The 17832-nt window shown below is 64.7% G+C and carries 17 protein-coding genes; 12 read left to right on the top strand and 5 right to left on the bottom strand.

The genetic code is table 11. The annotated features are described in order from the left end of the window. Positions 1 to 172: 172 nt before the first annotated feature. Positions 173 to 817 (top strand): Crp/Fnr family transcriptional regulator, encoded by a 645-nt coding sequence (locus CSE6_RS06610; protein ID WP_224649509.1) that lies wholly within the window; start codon positions 173 to 175, stop codon positions 815 to 817. Here the strand turns inward: CSE6_RS06610 and CSE6_RS06615 are convergent. Beyond that, a complete protein-coding gene (locus tag CSE6_RS06615; RefSeq protein ID WP_034382829.1) occupies positions 814 to 1743 on the bottom strand; it encodes a LysR substrate-binding domain-containing protein in 930 nt (309 codons plus the stop codon). The two genes, CSE6_RS06610 and CSE6_RS06615, sit on opposite strands and share 4 nt — an antisense overlap. Positions 1744 to 1877: 134 nt before the next feature. On the opposite strand from CSE6_RS06615, the gene CSE6_RS06620 reads away from it, so the two are divergent. The 10 genes from CSE6_RS06620 to CSE6_RS06670 all read left to right on the top strand — a co-directional run bounded on the left by CSE6_RS06620 (position 1878) and on the right by CSE6_RS06670 (position 11802). Next, complete coding sequence (locus CSE6_RS06620; protein WP_034351461.1) at positions 1878 to 2891, top strand: tripartite tricarboxylate transporter substrate binding protein; 1014 nt, start codon at positions 1878 to 1880, stop codon at positions 2889 to 2891. A 22-nt stretch (positions 2892 to 2913) separates the two neighbouring features. After that, complete coding sequence (locus CSE6_RS06625; protein WP_059440132.1) at positions 2914 to 3804, top strand: MaoC family dehydratase N-terminal domain-containing protein; 891 nt, start codon at positions 2914 to 2916, stop codon at positions 3802 to 3804. Positions 3805 to 3865: 61 nt separating this feature from the next. Next, on the top strand, positions 3866 to 5032 hold the full coding sequence (locus CSE6_RS06630) for an acyl-CoA dehydrogenase family protein (protein ID WP_034393308.1): 1167 nt from the start codon (positions 3866 to 3868) through the stop codon (positions 5030 to 5032). A 171-nt stretch (positions 5033 to 5203) separates the two neighbouring features. Then, positions 5204 to 6397: a CaiB/BaiF CoA-transferase family protein gene (locus tag CSE6_RS06640; protein WP_059440133.1), complete on the top strand. Its 1194-nt coding sequence runs from the start codon at positions 5204 to 5206 to the stop codon at positions 6395 to 6397. Positions 6398 to 6431: 34 nt separating this feature from the next. Next, positions 6432 to 7796 (top strand): MmgE/PrpD family protein, encoded by a 1365-nt coding sequence (locus tag CSE6_RS06645; RefSeq protein WP_059440134.1) that lies wholly within the window; start codon positions 6432 to 6434, stop codon positions 7794 to 7796. A 91-nt stretch (positions 7797 to 7887) separates the two neighbouring features. Continuing rightward, complete coding sequence (locus tag CSE6_RS06650) at positions 7888 to 8886, top strand: tripartite tricarboxylate transporter substrate binding protein BugD (RefSeq protein WP_059440135.1); 999 nt, start codon at positions 7888 to 7890, stop codon at positions 8884 to 8886. A 22-nt stretch (positions 8887 to 8908) separates the two neighbouring features. Continuing rightward, positions 8909 to 9781 carry a CoA ester lyase gene (locus tag CSE6_RS06655; RefSeq protein ID WP_034382839.1) on the top strand — a complete coding sequence of 291 codons (873 nt, stop codon included), beginning with the start codon at positions 8909 to 8911 and terminating at the stop codon, positions 9779 to 9781. 71 nt (positions 9782 to 9852) lie between these two features. Further along, positions 9853 to 10710 (top strand): SDR family NAD(P)-dependent oxidoreductase, encoded by an 858-nt coding sequence (locus CSE6_RS06660; RefSeq protein ID WP_059440136.1) that lies wholly within the window; start codon positions 9853 to 9855, stop codon positions 10708 to 10710. Between the two features lie 82 nt (positions 10711 to 10792). After that, a complete protein-coding gene (locus CSE6_RS06665) occupies positions 10793 to 11215 on the top strand; it encodes a DUF4878 domain-containing protein (protein WP_034382843.1) in 423 nt (140 codons plus the stop codon). Beyond that, on the top strand, positions 11212 to 11802 hold the full coding sequence (locus CSE6_RS06670; protein ID WP_034382845.1) for a YiiX/YebB-like N1pC/P60 family cysteine hydrolase: 591 nt from the start codon (positions 11212 to 11214) through the stop codon (positions 11800 to 11802). The genes CSE6_RS06665 and CSE6_RS06670 overlap by 4 nt, the downstream gene beginning before the upstream one ends. Before the next feature lie 9 nt (positions 11803 to 11811). Here CSE6_RS06670 and CSE6_RS06675 read toward each other — a convergent pair whose 3' ends face one another. From CSE6_RS06675 to CSE6_RS06690, 4 genes are all read right to left on the bottom strand, one after another. Then, positions 11812 to 12582, bottom strand: coding sequence for an ABC transporter ATP-binding protein (locus CSE6_RS06675; RefSeq protein ID WP_034382847.1), 771 nt, complete (start codon positions 12580 to 12582; stop codon positions 11812 to 11814). Continuing rightward, positions 12579 to 13340 (bottom strand): ABC transporter ATP-binding protein, encoded by a 762-nt coding sequence (locus tag CSE6_RS06680; protein WP_034382849.1) that lies wholly within the window; start codon positions 13338 to 13340, stop codon positions 12579 to 12581. Before CSE6_RS06680 ends, CSE6_RS06675 begins: the two co-directional genes overlap by 4 nt. Continuing rightward, positions 13337 to 15262: an ABC transporter permease gene (locus tag CSE6_RS06685; protein ID WP_059440137.1), complete on the bottom strand. Its 1926-nt coding sequence runs from the start codon at positions 15260 to 15262 to the stop codon at positions 13337 to 13339. The genes CSE6_RS06680 and CSE6_RS06685 overlap by 4 nt, the downstream gene beginning before the upstream one ends. 94 nt (positions 15263 to 15356) lie before the next feature. Next, positions 15357 to 16559 carry an ABC transporter substrate-binding protein gene (locus tag CSE6_RS06690; protein ID WP_034382852.1) on the bottom strand — a complete coding sequence of 401 codons (1203 nt, stop codon included), beginning with the start codon at positions 16557 to 16559 and terminating at the stop codon, positions 15357 to 15359. 397 nt (positions 16560 to 16956) lie between these two features. Here CSE6_RS06690 and CSE6_RS06695 point away from each other — a divergent pair, with 397 nt between their 5' ends. Beyond that, complete coding sequence (locus CSE6_RS06695) at positions 16957 to 17730, top strand: ferredoxin--NADP reductase (protein ID WP_003059561.1); 774 nt, start codon at positions 16957 to 16959, stop codon at positions 17728 to 17730. Positions 17731 to 17832 lie beyond the last annotated feature (102 nt).

The following is a 17832-nucleotide window of genomic DNA, read 5'->3' on the forward strand; positions in this document are numbered from 1 at the left end:
GGTTGGGTCGTCAGCTATTATTTTTTTCACCCCTGCACGAATCAGTCGTTGCGATGACATTTGACCTCGGGGTAAGTACGCAAGGAGCTTCACCATCGCCCGCCATCACCGCTCAACGGCCGCGGCCCGTCCCACCCTCGACGAACTGCTCTCCGGCTCGGCCTGGTTTCCCGTGCTCGACGTTGCCGTGCGCGAACGCGTGCGTGCCGAGATGCGCGAGGTGGACCTGCCCGCGGGCACTGCACTGTGCCGCATGGGCGATGCGCCCCGACACTGGTATGGCGCCATCGAAGGGCTGCTCAAATGGTCGGTGAGCAGTGCCGACGGCCGCTCTGTCACGCTGGGCGGCCTGTCGGTGGGCAGCTGGTTCGGCGAGGGCACGGTGCTGCGCGGAGTGGCGCGCACGGCGGACGTGATTGCTCTGCGAGACAGCCGCGTGGCCTTGATGCCTGCCGAGGTCTTTGAATGGCTGCGCGGCAGCGAGCGCAGCTTCGAAGCCTTTTTGCTGCGTCAGATCAACGAGCGCATGCACTGGTTCCTGGGCAATTTTGCGGCCCACCATCTGCTCGATACCGACAGTCAGGTGGCGCGTGCACTGGTAGGCCTGTTCCACCCCTGGCTGCATCCGGGAAGCGACCCGCGCCTGCGGGTGTCCCAGGAGGAGATCGCCAACCTCTCCGGCCTGTCGCGCCAGCGCTGCAACGCAGCGCTGCGGCGCCTGGCGGCGGCCGGCCAGATAGAGATCGAATACGGCGGCATCACCGTCATCGACCTGCCGCAGCTGCGATCACGCGTGCTCGCAGCCGCGTCGTTCTAGCGGCCAGATTCGCTCTGCGTCACGTCGCTCTCGCCGTGCTCATGGTAGGCAGCGATGGCGTCCATCAGTTCCTGCAGCTGGGCCGATACCTGCTGCTCCTCGCGCACCAACATATAGCGGGGGCGCACTGCCCAGGCGTCGGTCAGCGGCACGCGGCAGACGCGCGGCAGGCCGCGGTAGCGCTGGGCCACGGTCTCGGGAACCACGGCCACGCCAACGCCTGCCGCGACCATGCGGCACATCGAGTCGAAGCTGGACAACTGTATGCGCAGCTTCAGCGTGGTGCCCAGTTGCTGGCTCAGCCGCTCCAGAAAGGTCTGCAGCGTGCTGCCACGGTGCATGCCCACAAAGCGCTCGTGCAGCACATCGGCAAAGGCCACGCTGCTCATGTCCGCCCAGCGCGCTGTGTCGGGGGTCACCAGCACCAGCCGGTCGGTGCTGAAATGCAGCACGCGCAGGCCGTGCGTGTCCACCTCGCCAGCCACGATGCCCAGGTCGGCGCGGCCGTCGCGGATGTCGGCGGCAATGCCGGCATTGGGGCGCTCCTGCAGATCCACGCTGATGTGCGGGTGCTGGGTGAGGTAGGCCGCAAGTATGTCGGGCATGAACTCCGTCACGGCCGTGGTGTTGGCGAATACGCGCACATGGCCGCGCAGGCCCGCGCCGTACTCCTGCAGGTCGGCTTGCAATTGCTGCGAATGCTGCAGCATGGCGCGCGCATGGTGCAAAAAGGCCTCGCCGGGTGCCGACAGTTTTACCCCTCTAGCCTCTCGTATCAGCAAAGGCATGCCGGCCTGCTCCTCCAGTGCCTTGACACGTGCGCTGGTGGCTGCAAGCGATAGGTGAGATTGTTCAGAAGCCCTTGTCAGGCTTCCTGTCTGTGCTATCAAAACAAAGAGTCTTAAATCCTTGAGATCGAATTGCATGGCGGCTCATGGTTTATACCAATCAAGTCAAGGCTTCGGAAAAACAAAAGGCTTGATTCCAATATCAGAGATTGTGCACAGAGCTGGCGCCAGCGAGCATAGGGCTATCAACCCCAAAAGAGGAGACAGTCGCCGTGCCAGTCCGATCAGCCCCGCCCTCCACTCCAGCGGTATCGCGCCGCAGCCTCTGCGCCGGCGCCCTGCTGACTCTGGGCCTGCCGACCTGGGCGCAGACCTCCTATCCCGCCCGCCCCATCGTGCTGGTGGTGCCCCAGGCAGCGGGCGGAACCAATGACATCGTGGGCCGTATCGTGGCGCAGAAACTGGGCGAGAAGCTGTCCGTGGGCACGGTGGTCGAGAACCGTCCCGGTGCGGGTGGCAACATCGGTACCCAGGCCGTGGCCAAGGCCGCCAGGGACGGCCATACATTGCTGATGACCATCAGCAGCAGCCAGGCCATCAATCCCGCACTCTACAAGTCGCCGGGCTTCGATCCGGTGGGCGACTTCACGCCGGTGAGCATGATCGGCGCCGTGCCCAATGTGCTGCTGGCCCATCCATCATTTCCTGCCCGGACTGTTCCCGAGCTGCTGGCCCTGGCCAGGTCCAAGCCCGGTGAATTGCAATATGCATCGGCAGGCAACGGTACGCTCAACCACCTGCTGGGCGAGATGCTTAACCAGATGGCCGGCGTGCAGCTGCAGCATGTCCCCTACAAGGGCGTGGCGCCGGCACTTAACGATGTGCTGGGCGGGCAGCTGCCGCTGCTGTTCGGCAGCCTGCCGTCCACGCTGCAGTACATCAAGTCGGGCAAGCTGCGGGCACTGGCGGTCAGCAGTGCAGCGCGCTCGCCCTTGCTGCCTGACGTGCCCTCGCTGGGTGAGTTCGTGCCTGGCTACAACGGCACGCTGTGGATTGCCCTGTTCGCGCCGCGCGGCCTGCCGCCTGCGGTGATGAGCCGGCTGCGCGAAGGCATGCAGCAGGCCATGGCGGACAAGGACATGCGCGCCCAGTTGCAGGCCCAGGGCGTGGAGCTTGCGGGCACGCCAGAGCGTCAAGTCACGCCCGACGAGCTGGCTGCCGTCCTCAAGCAGGACATCGCCAAATGGGCGCATATCGTGAAGACCTCCGGCGCCACGGTGAACTGAATCCCTTCCAGCACTTCCATCCATGAACCCGAACACTGTCCAGATCGACGCAGCCGCGCTGACCAAGCTCCAGTCTTGGCAGGCGCGCAGCGAGACCATGTCCGACATCATCACCGCCGCCCCGCTGCGTGCCCTCTCGGCCACGCTGGACCGTGACGACCCCGCGCCTGAGGATGGCTCAGCCGTGCCAGCGCTATGGCACTGGCTGTACTTTCTGCAGCATGCGCGCCAGAGCGAGATAGGTCCCGACGGGCATGCGAGGCGCGGCGGCTTTCTGCCGCCCGTGCCGCTGCCGCGCCGCATGTGGGCGGGCGGGCGGCTGCGCGGGGAAGCGGGCAATCCGCTGCGTGTGGGGCAGCAAGTGCAGCGCGTCTCCACCATCCGCAGCGTGCAGCACAAGACCGGACGCTCGGGCGAGTTGCTGTTCGTGCTGGTGGAACACCGGTTCTCGAACCAGGACGGTCTGGCGCTGACTGAAGAGCACGACATCGTCTACCGGGCCGCTGCAAGGCGCGGCGACCCGGTGCCGCCACCGCAGCAGCCGCCGCTCGCGGGCCAGGCTGCCTGGTCGCGCACCATCGTGCCCGATGACGTTCTGCTGTTTCGCTACTCGGCGCTGACCTTCAACGGCCACCGCATCCACTACGACCGCCGGTACGTGACCCAGGTCGAGGGCTACCCGGGCCTGATCGTGCATGGTCCGCTGATTGCCACGCTGCTGCTCGATCTGCTGCGCCGCCAGGTGCAGGGCGCCAGGGTGGTCGCGTTCGACTTCAAGGCCTTGCGACCGACCTTCGACCTGCATCCTTTCAGCGTGCACGGAAAGCCGCGCGAGGACGGCAGGAGCATCGACCTGTGGGCGCAGGACCACGAAGGGCTTCTGACCATGCAGGCCACGGCCACAGTGGCTTGAAGACTGAAACCCATAGCTGATAGCGCTTGCTGGACAAGCGTTTGTCGCCAGAAGGCTTGAAATGATCGAACACACCAGTTCCAACAACCACCATGAGATCCGCGATGCCATCCGTGCGCTGTGTGCGGAGTTTCCCGACGAGTATTTCCGCAAGATCGACGAGCAGCGCGTCTACCCCGAAGCCTTCGTCAACGCGCTCACGCAGGCAGGCTGGCTGGCCGCGCTGATTCCGCAGGAGTACGGCGGCAGCGGCCTGGGCCTGACCGAGGCCAGCGTCATCATGGAGGAAATCAACCGCTGCGGCGGCAACTCGGGCGCCTGCCACGGCCAGATGTACAACATGGGCACACTGCTGCGCCATGGCTCGCAGGCGCAGAAGGAGAAATACCTGCCGCGCATCGCCTCGGGCGAATGGCGGCTGCAGTCCATGGGTGTCACAGAGCCCACCACGGGTACGGACACCACCAAGATCAAGACTAGCGCCGTGAAAAAGGACGGGCGCTATGTGATCAACGGCCAGAAGGTCTGGATCAGCCGCATCCAGCACAGCGACTTCATGATCCTGCTGGCGCGCACCACGCCGCTGGCAGAAGTAAAGAAGAAAAGCGAGGGCATGTCCATCTTCATGGTCGATCTGCGCGAGGCCGAGAAGAAGGGAATGACCGTGCGCCCCATCCTCAATATGGTCAACCACGAGACCAACGAGCTGTTCTTCGAGGATCTGGAAATTCCCGAGGAGAACCTGATCGGCGAGGAAGGAAAGGGCTTCAAGTACATCCTCGACGGCCTGAACGCCGAGCGCACGCTGATCGCGGCCGAGTGCATAGGCGACGGCTACTGGTTCCTGGACCGTGTGACGAATTACGTGAAGGACCGCCAGGTGTTCGGCCGTCCCATCGGGCAGAACCAGGGCGTGCAGTTCCCGATCGCCGATGCCTTCATCGAGGTCGAGGCTGCCAATCTCATGCGCTGGAAGGCCTGCGAACTGTTCGACGCGCGAGAGTCCATGGGCGCTCAGGCCAATATGGCCAAGTATCTTGCGGCCAAGGCCAGCTGGGAGGCCGCCAATGCCTGCATCCAGTTCCACGGTGGCTTCGGCTTTGCCTGCGAGTACGACGTGGAGCGCAAGTTCCGCGAAACCCGCCTCTATCAGGTGGCGCCGATCTCCACCAACCTGATCTATTCCTATGTGGCCGAGCACCTGCTGGGTCTGCCACGTTCGTTTTGATGTGCGACACCCCCCTGAGGCGCTGCGCGCCTTCCCCCCGCTCTCGCGCTGTGCGCGGGCAGGGGGACGACAGCCTCGCTGCGGGGCGGCGCGGCCGGCCCAGGCCCTTGCTTGTTGTCTCTGAGGTGGGCCATGCCCGGCGTGCCTTGGACTGCGCTATGGAAGACCGACATGACTGAAAAAAAACGACCCCTCGACGGCATCACCGTCGTTTCGCTGGAACATGCGGTGGCTGCGCCTTTCTGCACCCGCCAGCTCGCTGATCTGGGGGCGCGCGTGATCAAGGTGGAACGTCCGGGAAGCGGTGATTTCGCGCGCGGCTACGACCAGCGCGTCAACGGCCAGTCCTCGCACTTCACCTGGATCAACCGCAGCAAGCAAAGCCTGGCGCTCGATCTCAAGCGGCCCGACGCACTGGAGGCTCTGATGCAGCTGCTCGAAGGCACCGACGTGCTGGTGCAGAACCTGGCGCCCGGCGCGGCTGCGCGCATGGGTCTGTCCTGGGAGGTGCTGAAGGCCCACAATCCCAAGCTCATCGTCTGCGACATCAGCGGCTATGGCGCCGACGGTCCCTACCGCGACAAGAAGGCCTACGACCTGCTGATCCAGAGCGAGGCGGGGTTTCTATCGGTCACGGGCACGGAGCAGGTTCCGTCCAAGGCCGGCATCTCGGTGGCCGACATCGCGGCCGGGATGTACGCCTACACCAATATTCTTTCGGCCCTGCTGCTGCGAGGCCGTACGGGCGAGGGCAGCCATATCGACGTCTCCATGCTGGAGGCGCTGGGCGAGTGGATGGGTTACCCCATGTACTACGCCTGGGACGGCGCGCCGCCGCCGCCGCGCACGGGCGCATCGCATGCCAGCATCTACCCCTATGGCCCCTTCGAGGCAGGCGACGGCGGCACGGTGATGCTGGGCCTGCAGAACGAGCGCGAATGGAAGCTTTTCTGCGAGCAGGTGCTGCTGCAGCCTGCGCTGGCCAGTGATGCTCGTTTCGACAGCAATGCGCAGCGCAACGCCAACCGCGAGGAGCTGCGAGCGCTGATCCTGGATGTGTTCAACGCGCTGGATGCGGCCCAGGTCGTGCAGCGGCTGGACGCGGCAGGCATTGCCAATGCGCGAGTCAACGACATGGCGGGTCTGTGGGCCCATCCGCAGCTGGCCGCACGCCAGCGCTGGTGCAGTGTGGGAACGCCGGCCGGGCCGGTGCAGGCACTGCTGCCGCCCGGTGCCAACAGCGCCTTTGACTACCGCATGGAGGCTGTGCCCTCCGTAGGCGAGCACAGTGCGGCCATCCTGGCCGAGCTGGGCTGGTCGGCCGAGCGCATCCGTGCTCTGTACGCCGAAGAAGCAACTCTGTGAAAGCTGTGCGCAGCGTATGCGCGGGAGTGATTCCATGAAGAACGAGACCCAAGTGAGCATTCATCCGCTGGCCCGGTTCGCGGCCACGCTGTGCTGGGAGGATGTCCCACTGCAGGTGCAGCGCCGCGCCGAGGATCTGTGGGTGGACTGGTTCGGCTCCGCTCTCGCTGGCCAGAACGCGCGCCCCGTGCAGAGCATCACGCGCTTTGCTCTGTCCCAGGGACCGGCCGCGGGCCCCTGCGAGATACTGGGTAGTGCCGCCACCAGCTCACCGCTGATGGCGACCCAGGCCAATGCCGCTGCTTCGCATGTGGCCGAGCAGGACGATGTGCACAACGGCTCGGTGTTCCATCCTGCCGCCGTGGTCTTCCCGCCCGCACTGGCTGTGGCGCAGAGCCTTGGTGCCAGCGGCGTTGAGCTTATGCAGGCCTGTGTGGCCGGCTATGAAGTCGGCATCCGGGTGGGCGAGTTTCTGGGTCGCAGCCACTACCGCATCTTCCACACCACGGCCACGGCCGGCACGCTGGCGGCGGCTGCCGCCGTGGGCCGTCTGCTCAAGCTGACGCCCGAGCAGATGCAGCATGCCTTCGGCTCGGCCGGCACGCAGTCGGCGGGGCTGTGGGAGTTCCTGCGCACAGGCGCCGACAGCAAGCAGCTACACACGGCGCATGCTGCCTCAGCAGGACTGACGGCTGCCTTCCTGGCGAAGGACGGCTTCACGGGCGCGCAGGACATCTTCACGGGTCCGCAGGGACTGGCGGCAGGCATGTCCACGGATGCCAACCCGGCACGGCTCTGCGATAGGCTGGGCACACGCTGGGCCACGGCCGAGACCTCGTTCAAATGGCATGCCTCATGCCGCCACACGCATCCGGCCGCCGATGCGCTGCTGCAGGTCATGCAGGTGCACGGCCTGACTCCCGCGGACCTGGCCCAGGTCACCTGTCATGTGCACCAGGGCGCCATCGATGTGCTGGGCCCCGTGGTCAGGCCGAGCACCGTGCACCAGAGCAAGTTCTCCATGGGCACCGTGCTGGCGCTGGCGGCGCGTCACGGCCACGCTGGGCTGACGGAGTTCGACCGCGACTATCTGGCACAGGAAACCGTGGAGCTGCGCGACAAGGTGAGCATGGAGCTTGATGCCGAGGTCGACGCGGCCTATCCCCGGCGCTGGATAGGCAAGGTCAGCGTGCAGACCACGGATGGCCGTTTGCTCAAGGGCCGTGTCGACGAGCCCAAGGGCGACCCCGGCAACACGCTGTCGCGCGAGGAAATCACGGCCAAGGCGCTGCGGCTGATTGCCTATGGCGGCCATGTGCCCGCCGAGCGCGCCCAGGCAGCGGTGGCAAGGCTGTGGCAGGTCGCGCAATGGCCGCGTGTGCGGCGTCTGCTGGACTGAGTTTTCCCGCCGGCCCCGGCCGGCGGATCCACGGGAAAGGCGCCGTCCCAGAGCGCCTCCCGCTTCCACCAAAGTGCACAGGAGACAAACCATGCAAAGCACAAACTCTTTCCGCCGCCGCCTTGTTCACGCAGCGGCCGCCGCCTGCGCGCTGGCGGCATGCGCCGGCGCCCAAGCCAGTTCCTGGCCGGAGAAGCCGGTTGTCCTTGTCGTTCCCTACAGTGCGGGCGGACCTACCGACGTGGTGGCGCGCCTGCTGGCCATTCCCATGGGGCAGGTGCTGGGCCAGAGCGTGCTGGTGGAAAACACCGTGGGCGCGGGTGGCACCATCGCCCCGGCCCGCGTGGCCAAGGCCAAGGCGGACGGCTACACCATCCTCATCCACCACATGGGCATGGCCACGGCACCCGCGCTATACAAGAAGCTGCCCTACGACCCGCTCAAGGACTTCGAATACATCGGCCAGGTGCTGGACGTGCCCATGACCCTGCTGTCGCGCAAGGACTTCCCGGCCGGCAACTTCGCCGAGCTGCTGGACTACGTGAGGAAGAACCAGGACAAGGTCTCTCTGGCCAATGCCGGTATCGGCGCCGTCTCCCAGCTGTGCGGCATGCTGTTCATGCACCAGGCGGGCGTCAAGCTCACCACCGTGCCCTACAAGGGCGCGGGCCCGGCCATGAACGACCTCATGGGCGGTCAGGTGGACCTGCTGTGCGACCAGACCACCCAGACCGTGCCCGTGATCAAGGACGGCCAGCGCGCCAAGGTCTTCGGCGTGACCACGCCCAAGCGTCTGTCGTCCCTGCCCAGCATTCCGACGCTGGACGAGCAGGGCCTCAAGGGCTTTGACGTCAAGGTCTGGCACGGCATGTACGCGCCCAAGGGTACGCCCAGGGAGGTGGTCATGGCCATCAACAAGGCGCTGAACGTGGCCATCAAGGACGAGAACGTCAAGAAGCGAATTGCCGAACTCAGCTCTGACCTGGTGACGCCTGAGAAGGCCACGCCCGAAGGCCTGCGCACCCACCTGCAGGCCGAGGTCGCGCGCTGGGACAAGGTCATCAAGGCGGCCGGCGTCTCGGCCGAATAAGCACTCCCGCAAGGACATACGCATGCACGATCTGGCACGACAGGCCACCTCCTTTCTTTTCATTCCTGCCACGCGCCCCGAGCGCCTTGGAAAGGCCATGGGCAGCGGTGCCGACATGGTGATCGCCGACTGGGAGGACGCCGTGGCACCGGCCGACAAGGAGGGCGCGCGCCAGGCGCTGGCCCAGGCCGTGGAAGCGCTGGAAGGCGCGCAGCGCGCACGCCTGCTGGTGCGCATCAACGCGGAAGGAACACCCTGGCATGCCGAGGACCTGCGTGCGCTGGCGCAACTGGTGGAGATGGGCGTGGCCGGTGCAGTGGTTTCCAAGGCAGAGCGTGCCCAGACCCTGCATGCGGTGGCCCGGGCTGCTGGAGCGCAGGCGGCCTTGCTGCCTCTGATCGAGAGCGTGGCCGGACTGGACGCCGCTGCTGCTCTGGCTGCCGCTCCTCAGGTGGTGCGGCTGGCCTTCGGCCATCTGGACTTCCAGGTCGATGCAGGCATGGCCTGCGGCCAGGACGAAGAGGAGCTGCTGCCCGTGCGCATGGCCCTGGTCCTGGCCTCGCGCCGCGCCGGCATCGGCGCGGCCGTGGACGGCGTGACCGTAGACATATTCAACCCCGAGCGCCTGGCACTGGACGCGACGCGCGCCAGGCGCATGGGCTTTGGCGGCAAGCTGTGCATTCACCCGGCCCAGGTGCAGCCGCTGCACGCTGTCTTCGACCCCGACACCGCTGCAGTGACCCAGGCGCAGCGCCTGCGCCAGGCACTGGCCGAGGCCGGCGGCGGTGTCTGCGTTCTGGACGGCCGCATGGTGGATGCGCCCGTGCTCCATATGGCGCAGCAGACACTGGCCCGCCACGCCTGGGCTCTGCAGCGCATGCAGCGCAACACCTAATCTTATCGGACGTTGCCAGGTTCCCTCGTCTGGTTCAGATTCATGCTGCTTCAAGACACAAAGGAAAGAGCATGAGCCAGGCTTTGGTATGTGTGGTGACGGGGGCAAGTCGTGGCGTGGGCCGGGGGGTGGCGCTGGCGCTGGGTGCATCGGGGGCAACCGTCTATGTGACGGGGCGCAGCGTGAAGGAGGGCGACTCGCCGCTGCCGGGCACGGTAGGCAGAACAGCTGCCGATGTGACGGTAGCCGGCGGCCACGGCATTGCCGTGGCCTGTGACCATGGCGATGATGTCCAGGTGGCGGCGCTGTTCGAGCGTGTGCGTTGCGAGCATGGCCGGCTCGATATTCTGGTCAATTGTGCGATTGCGATTCCCGATCCGCTGACCGTACCCGGCCCGTTCTGGCAGAAGCCGCTGGAGATGACCGGGCTGCTCGATGTGGGTCTGCGTTCCACCTACGTGGCCAGTCATTGCGCGGCCGGCCTGCTGATCGCGGCGCGCGGCCTGGTGGTCAATATCTCGTCGGCAGGCAGCCGCTGCTATATGCATGGGCCGGCCTATGGCGCGGGCAAGGCCGGCACGGACAAGATGAGCTTCGACATGGCCCACGATTTCAAGCCTGCCGGCGTGAGCGTGGTCTCGCTCTGGCCCGGACTGGTCAGGACCGAACGTTCCGAACGCGTCTGCGCGGCCGAACCCGACAAATACGGCGACAGCTTCGACAGCGCCGAAACGCCGCAATTCATAGGCCGGGTGGTGCTGGCCTTGCATGGCGATGCCGACTGCCTGGAAAAGCGCTCCGGCGGCGTTTTCTATACGGCCGAACTGGCCAGCGAGTACGGCGTGCAGGATATCGATGGCGCGCAGCCGCCGTCGCCGCGCGCCTACTTCGGCGCACCACCGGAGTTCAGTGCGGTGGTGGTCGAATAAGCCGGTGCACTGACTGCAGGCAAGAGCAGGGCCGTTGTGGCGACTACACTGCGGCCTTCTTTGTTCTTGCTGTACCCGGTCCGTGTCTGCTTCTGTCTCCCTTTCCCGCCGCCGCTGTCTGCTTCTGCCCTTCTCGCTGTCTCTGGCACTAGGTCTGTCGGCCTGTGCGACGACCACCCCTGAACAAAGTCAGGATGAACTGGTTCAGCGCTTTTACGCGCTGGTTGCGGCCGGTGATTTCGACGCCTGCATTGCCCTGGTCTCGGCACGCAATATTTCCAGGGAGCAGCTGGCGAGTTTTGAGTACAAGCTGCGCCGCATGCTGGCAGGCGCCAAGGGAATGATCGACTCCAAGGGCGGCTTGGCCAAGGTGGAGGTGGTGGAAAGAACGCTCTCCGAAGACGTCGTCAAGCTGCGGGTGCTGGTCAGCTATCGCGATGGCAGCACCCGCCGCGAGCGCATCAATCTGTTCCAGGAACAGGGCGTCTGGAAAGTGCAGCTGTGATTTTTCGGCGGCTGGCAACGGCCGCTGTGATGGCGGTCTCGGCCTGCTGTGCTGGCCTGGCTTTTGCAACGCCGCAACTGCCGCCGCAGGCTGCGCCGGGCGATCTGATCTTTCGCCAGGGTACGGAGAACGTCAGCCAACTGGTGCAGGCCGTGGACGGTGGTGACTTCAGCCATGTGGGCATGCTGGTGGGCCGGCCCGGTCACTGGCAGGTGCTGCATGCCACGCCGTCCGAACGCGAGGGCCAGCCCGATGCCGTGGTGCTGGATTCGCTGGACTTTTTCCTGGGCGTTCAGCGCGCTCAGGCCTTTCGCCTGTATCAGGTCGCGGCAGACCCCGGTGCGCGCGAGCGGGCCGTGACCTGGGCCATGGCGCAGCAGGGTAAGCCGTTTCAGCTGCAGGGTTCGGGTCAGGGCGTCTATTGCACCACGCTGGTCTGGCAGGCTTGGCTGCAAAGCGGCGTGGACCTAGGGGTGGTTTTTACCGAGGTGGAACTGCCGATTTTCGGGGGGAGCTACCTGCTGCCCGGAAAGCTGCTGCGCTCATCCCGTTTGCGCCCGCTGACGCCATTGCTGTCGTTACGCTAGACCAGGGTTTCAGACGCCCAGATATTGCTGGCGCACTCCCTTGTCGCCTGCCAGTTCGGCCATGCTGGCTGCGTGCACGATCTGGCCTTTTTCCAGCACATAGGCACGGTCGGCCACGACCTCGGCAAACGGCAGGTTCTGCTCGCTGAGCAAGATGCCTATGCCCTGCGCCTTCAGCTCCAGAATCGTGCGCGCCATCTGCTCGACGATCAGCGGAGCAACCCCCTCGGAGGGCTCGTCCAGCAGCACCAGACAGGGCTGGCCCATCAGCGTGCGGGCCACGCTCAGCATCTGCTGCTCGCCACCGCTCATGCGCCCGCCCAGGCGGTCAGGCATCTCGCCCAGGTTGGGGAAAAGCGCAAACAGTTTTTCGGGCGTCCAGTGCGGAACGGCCTGGCCATCGGGCCAGCGGCGAGGCTTTTGCTTGCCGACCTCGAGGTTTTCCAGCACCGTCAGTTCGGTGAAGATGCGGCGATCCTCGGGCACATAGCCCAGGCCGCGCTGCGCGATCTGGTGCGAGGCCTTTTTTTCCATCGCCTCACCCATGAAGCGGATACTGCCCTCGCGGCGCGGCACCAGAGCAGCAATGCTTTTGAGCGTGGTGGACTTGCCAGCGCCATTGCGACCCATCAGCGCCACGACTTCGCCCCGCCCCACGGCCAGAGATACCTGATGCAGGATATGGGCCGCGCCATACCAGGCATCGAGGTTCTGAACTTCAAGCAATTTGGGGCTCTTGCCCTTATCCATCAAGCGCTGGTTGCTATGCATTTGATTCATTGCTGTTTTTCAAGAACGAGGCCGGTACCGAGGTAGGCTTGTTGCACGCGCGCATCGTCGCGAATGGCTTGCGGACTGCCTTCGGCCAGCAGCTGGCCGCGCACCAGCACGGCCACGCGATCGGCCTGACCGAAAACCACATCCATGCTGTGCTCGGTAAACAGCACGCCCATGCGGCGCTGCTGCGCAAGCTGGCGCGTCAGCTGCATCAACGCGACACGCTCGCCCGGGGCCATGCCGGCCGTGGGTTCGTCCATGAGCAGCAGCAGCGGATCATGGGCCAGCGCCATGGCCAGCTCGACTCGTTTCACATCGCCATAGGCCAGAGCGCTGCAGGGGCGATCGGCCTGAGCCGCCATGCCCACCTGCTCCAGCAGGGCCAGGGCGTCGGTACGCCGGTGGCTGGCGGCACGCGGCCACCAGCTGAAGATCCTGCGATCGGCCGACAGCAAAGCCATCTGCACGTTTTCCACCACGCTGAGCGAGGCAAAAGTCTGTGCAATCTGGAAGGTGCGTCCCACGCCCTTGCGCCAGATGGCGCGCGGCGGCAGGCCGGTGATGCTCTGGCCGTTGAGCAGCACCTGGCCGCTGTCGGGCGGCAACTGGCCGCCGACCATATTGAAGGTGGTGCTCTTGCCGGCACCGTTGGGGCCGATCAGGGCCAGCAGCTCGCCGGCCTGCAGGCTGAATGAGACCTGCTGCACGGCCTTCACGCCGCCAAAGGCCTTGCTGACGTTCTGTACCTGCAGCAGCTTCATGTCCTTGCTCCTGCTTTGTCCTTGGCGCATACCTTGCCACATGTGCGCGACCACAGCAGCTGCGCATAGCCTGCAATGCCCTGCGGTGCCAGCAGCACCAGAATCAGCATGGTCGCCCCCATCAGCGCGCGCCAGTATTCGGTGTTGCGTGCCACGGTGTCGTGCAGCCAGGTAAAGGCGGCCGCGCCCACCACGGGGCCGGCCAGTGTCTGCACGCCGCCCAGCAGCACCATGACCAGTGCATCCACCGATTTGGTGACCGACATGGCGTCGGGCGCAACGCCGCCCTTGCTGAAGGCAAACAGCGCTCCGGCCAGACCGGCAAACAGCCCGGCGATCACGAATGCCGTCCACTGAATGCGTCGCACGTCGATGCCGATCGCATCGGCCCGCAGCGCCGAGTCGCGCGATGCGCGCAGCGCATAGCCCAGCGGCGAAAACAGCAGGCGGCGCAGCAGATAGATGCCAAGCGCGCAGATGCCCAGAGCCAGCCAGTAGAACGCCGGGCCCTGCGATGCCCATTCGGGGGGCCAGACGCCGGTCAGGCCGTTGCTGCCGCCCGTGAAGTCATCCCACTGAAAGACGATGGCCCAGCTGATCTGCGCAAACGCCAGCGTCAGCATGGTCAGATAGACGCCCGACAGCCGCACGCAGAACCAGCCATAGAGCAGGGCGCCCGCAGCGGCGGCCAGGGGGCCGAGCAGCAGCGCCGCTTCCATGGGCAGATCCAGCGTACGCACCAGTAGTGCCGCACCGTAGGCACCGAGGCCAAAGTAGGCCGCATGACCGAAGGAGTGCATGCCGCCGGGCCCGAGTATGAAGTGCAGACTGCTCGCGAACAGTGCGGCGACAAAGATGTCGGCCAGCAGCACGGTGGCGTAGCTGCCGCCTTCGACGTCGCTGGCCATCAGCGGCAGCAGCACCAGCAGGGTCAGCAGGCCCAGCCATGCGGCTGCTGCTCCACGGCCAGCAGGATGTAGCGGTTGTTCGGGCTCGCCAGCGCTGCGTGACAGCGCCTGTGGCTTGCCCAGCAGGCCCCAGGGCCGCCAGATCAGCACCACGGCCATGACCAGGAACTCCACCACCAGCGTGAGCTTGGAGAACGACAGCTCAAGACCCGCGATCTCCTGCATGCCCAGCCAGATGCAGACGGCTTTGAGCTCTGCCACCAGCAACGCGGCAATGAAGGCGCCAGGTATGCTGCCCATGCCGCCGACCACGACCACCACAAACGCGGCGCCAATGGTGAGCATGTCCATCTCGAGGCTCGCAGGCTCGCGCGGCAGCTGCAGCGCTCCGCCCAGGCCTGCCAGCAGCGTACCCAGTGCGAAGACGGCGGTGAACAGCCAGGCCTGGTTGACGCCAAGGGCGCCCACCATTTCGCGGTCCTGCGTGGCGGCACGCACCAGGGTGCCAAAGCGGGTCCTGGTCAACAGAAGCGTCAGGCCCAAAAGTACGCAGGGACCGACCGCTATCAAGAAAAGATCGTAAGTGGGGAACTGGCGGCCCAGAATCTCCACCGAGCCTTCAAGCCCTGCGGCACGCGGGCCGAACAGTTCCTCGGGGCCCCACAGCCACAGCGCAGCATCCTTGATGACCAGTACCAGCGCAAACGTGGCCAGCAGCTGAAACAGCTCTGGCGCCTTGTAGATGCGACGCAGAAGCAGTGTCTCGGTCAGCGCCCCCAGTGCGCCGCAGGCCAGCGGAGCCAGCAGCAGCGCTGGCCAGAAGCCGATATGGGGCGAGAGCCGGTCCACGCTGCTGTAGGCGATGAAGGCGCCCAGCATATAGAACGAGCCATGGGCGAAGTTGATGGTGCGGGTGACACCGAAGATCAGCGACAGCCCGACCGAAACCAGAAACAGCGACGATGCGCTGGCCAGTCCGTTGAGCAACTGGGCCAGCAGGCCGGATGCACTCATGCTGCGTAGCTCCTGAAGCTCGACATAGTGTGTTCAGAGATGAAAAAGCCACCTGCTGCAGTGCAGGTGGCCTGGTATTTTCGCCGATGCGAAATCAGTTCGCTGTCGCGGGGCGCAGCTTCTTCACTTCCTCGTCCGTGGGCTGGTAGTTCTTGCCGTCGGCATAGTGGTAGTTGACCAGCACGCCGCGCCCCAGCTTCTCGTCATAGGCGGTTTTGCCGATATAGGCGCCCATGGTGGACTGGTTGTCCTGTGCCCGGTAGGTGATGGGGCCGAAAGGCGTGGCGACTTCCAGGCCCTTGAAGGCCGCAATCAGTTTCTCGGTGTCGGGATCGCCCTTGGTCTTGCGCAGGCCCGCAGCAATCGACTGGATGGCGTTGTAGCCCACGATGGTGCCCAGACGCGGGTAGTCCTTGAACCTGGCCTGATAGGCCTTGAGGAAGGCTGCGTGCTCGGGGGTGTTGATGGAATACCAGGGGTAGCCGGTCACGGTCCAGCCGATAGGCGCTTCCTTCTTGAGCGGATCCAGGTATTCGGGTTCTGCCGTCAGCAGGCCCACGACTTCACGACCCTTGAACAGGCCGCGTGTATTGCCTTCGCGCACGAACTTGCCCAGGTCGGTGGCGAACAGCACGTTGAAGATGGCATCGGGCTTGGCGTCAGCAAGCGCCTGCACGACGGAGCCGGCGTCGATCTTGCCCAGCGCAGGTGCCTGCTCGGCCACAAACTCGATATCGGGCTGCTTGGCCTTCATCAGCGTCTTGAAGGTGGCAACCGCGGACTGGCCGTATTCGTAGTTGGGGTAGACGATGGCCCAGCGCTTCTTCTTGAGCTTGAGCGCTTCCTCCACCAGCATGGCGGTCTGCATATAGGTGGAGCCGCGCAGACGGTAGGTGTAGTGATTGCCGTCAGCCCAGACGATCTTGTCGGTCAGCGGCTCGGAGGCGAGGAAGAAGCGCTTTTTCTGCTTGGCGTAATCGGTCAGTGCCAGGCCCACATGCGAGAGAAAACTGCCCGTGAGCACATCGATCTTTTCGCGCGTGTAGAGCTCTTCGGCGGCACGCACGGCATCGCCCGGCGTGGCGTTGTCGTCGCGCACGATGAGCTGCAGCTTCTTGCCGGCAATGCCGCCTGCGGCATTGACCTGTTCAACCGCCAGCTCCATTCCCTTCTTGTAGGGCTCCAGAAACGCGGGTTGGGCCTTGTAGCTGTTGATTTCGCCAATCTTGATCACGCCCTGTGCCCAGGCGGGCAGGGCGGCCAGTGTCAGCAGGGGCAGGGACCAGCGCAACTGCATTGTCATTCTCCTCGATGCTAGGTGGGCGACCATGGCCTGAGACACAGGGTCGCCGCAATTACTAATGCTCAATCTGAGCATTTATATAGACAAATAAAGCGCTTGTTCAAAGCGCGTGGGGAATGATCCTAGAGCAGCGTTTTCCCTGAGTCAAGAACGGCGGGCAGTTTTTCGTCGATACTGCGGTATCGGACAGCTTCATTCTGCTTATCACTATTCGATCTCAAGACATTGATGGGTGATTCACCCGTTTCTGTGCAATTGCCGGACAATATAGGTCTTGTCCCGCTTGGCAACCGGCAGCCAACGCGCTAGCAGCCCTGACCTGCAGTGCCCCGCCACCGCCCAGCATTTGCCGCGCAGGTTTTCTGCTTAGAGTTTTTATTTCAGACGAATCATGAGTGCTTTTCTTGAAGAACGCGTGCTGTCCGTCCACCACTGGACCGACCGTCTTTTCTCCTTCACCACCACCCGCGACACATCGCTGCGCTTTTCCAACGGCCACTTCACCATGATCGGCCTGAAGGTGGATGGCAAGAATCTGCTGCGCGCCTACTCCATCGCCAGTCCCAATTACGAAGAGCATCTGGAGTTCCTGTCCATCAAGGTACCCGAAGGCCCTCTGACCTCCAAGCTGCAGAACATCCAGGTGGGTGACACCATCATCGTGGGCAAGAAGCCCACGGGCACGCTGCTGATCGACTATCTGCTGCCCGGCAAGAATCTGTATCTGATCGGCACGGGCACCGGCCTGGCTCCCTGGCTGGCTGTGGCGCGCGACCCCGAGACCTATGAGCGTTTCGACAACGTGGTCGTGGTGCATGGCGTGCGTCAGGTGCAGGAGCTGGCCTATCAGGAGCTGTTCGAGAAGGAATTGCCCGAGCATGAATTCCTTGGCGATATCGTCAAGGGCAAGCTGCACTACTACCCCACGGTGACACGCGAGCCCTTCCGCAACCAGGGCCGTATCTCCGCCCAGATCAACAACGGCACCTTCCCGCAAAACCTGGGTCTTCCCGATCTGAATCCCGAGACCGATCGCGTCATGCTGTGCGGCAGCCCCGCCATGCTGTCCGAACTCAAGGAGCTGCTGGAAAAGCGCGGCTTCAAGGAAGGCAACACCACCACGCCCGGCGACTTCGTCATTGAGCGTGCATTTGTGGAAAAGTGATTCCACCTCGCCCCGAGCAAAAGGCCTGCATCAGCAGGCCTTTTTACATTGTCGACATGACGCAGATGGTTGCGAGCCCAGGTATGGCAGTCGATCTCGGCG

The sequence above is a fragment of the Comamonas sp. E6 genome (genome assembly GCF_001010305.1).
Classification (GTDB): Bacteria; Pseudomonadota; Gammaproteobacteria; order Burkholderiales; family Burkholderiaceae_C; genus Comamonas; species Comamonas thiooxydans.